Consider the following 1,281-nt stretch of genomic DNA (forward strand, 5'->3'; position numbering starts at 1 on the left):
GGGCGGGGCCCTTGGGTGCGCTGTCCCGTCGCCGGGCGGGGCGGAACGGACGCAGAGCGGTGACGGGAGGGCGCATGTCGGTCGAGGAGCGGCTGCGGGTGCCCATCGGGTCGGCCCCGGCCTGGTCCACCGCTCCCGGCAGCCGACGGGTCCTCGTGGTGGCGCACACCGTGACCGCGCTGACCCGGCTGCTCGACATCCTCCCCCTGCTGGAGTCCGACCCCCGCGTGCAGGTCGTGTTCACCCGGGCGCGGACCTCCAACTTCCGCGAGGGCGTCACCGAGTTCCTCGGTGACATCGGCGCCGTCGTCGCGCCGTGGGAACAGGCGGTGGAGGAGGAGTTCGACCTCGCCCTCTCCGCGAGTTACGGCGACGATCTGCACCGGATCAAAGCGCCCATGGTGGTGTTCTCCCACGGCGCCGGATACAACAAGTTGGCGAAACCGGAAACCGCGGGCGCGCCCGCGGCCGAACTCCCGCACAAGGACGAGGCGGTCTTCGGCCTCTCCCGCCAGACCCTTCTCCGCGACGGCGCGCTCGTCCCGCAGACCCTGGTGCTCTCCCACTCCGAGCAGCTCGACCGGCTGAACGCCGCCTGCCCCGAGGCTGTGGACGCGGCCCTCGTCGCCGGGGACCCCACCTACGACCGCGTCCTGGCCGGACTCCCCTGGCGTGAGCGCTACCGCGACCACCTGGAGACCGGACGGCGCAGGCTCGTCCTGATCAGCTCCACTTGGGGCCCGACCTCCCTGCTCGGCCGCTGGCCCGACCTGCCCGTCCGCCTCGTGGAGGAACTCCCGGTGGACGAGTACCGGGTGGCGCTGGTCCTGCACCCCAACGTCTGGCACGGCCACGGGCCCTGGCAGGTGCGCGCCTGGCTCGCCGACGCCGAGCGCGCCGGGCTGCGCGTCCTGCCGCCCCGGCAGGGCTGGCAGGCGGCCCTCGTCGCGGCCGACCACGTCGTCGGCGACCACGGCTCGGTCACCTTCTACGGCGCCGCGCTGGGCACCCACACGATCCTCGGCGCGTTTCCCCACCACGAAATGGCCAGCGACTCCCCCATCGCCGCCTTCGGCAGAACCGCCGCCCTCCTGCGCCCGGACGCACCACTGCTTTCCCAGATCGTGGAGGACTCGGAGGAACACACCGCGGGAAGGTTCGCGGAGACCACGCGAATGCTCACCTCCGTTCCGGGGAAGTCCGGCGCCCTTCTGCGGTCCGCGTTCTACCGCATTCTCGACCTGCCCGAACCCGCCCACGAGGTGCGGGTGACCCCGCCCG

1 protein-coding gene is annotated in these 1,281 nt (G+C 72.9%); it reads left to right on the forward strand.

What is annotated here, in order from left to right; genetic code table 11:
* Window positions 1-74: 74 nt before the first annotated feature.
* Window positions 75-1,281, forward strand: a 1,207-nt coding sequence (locus tag DQW06_RS28260; RefSeq protein ID WP_117199622.1) for a hypothetical protein, incomplete at its 3' end; no start/stop codon positions are given.

It is taken from the genome of Nocardiopsis sp. TNDT3, from assembly GCF_003427465.1.
Classification (GTDB): Bacteria; Actinomycetota; Actinomycetes; order Streptosporangiales; family Streptosporangiaceae; genus Nocardiopsis; species Nocardiopsis dassonvillei.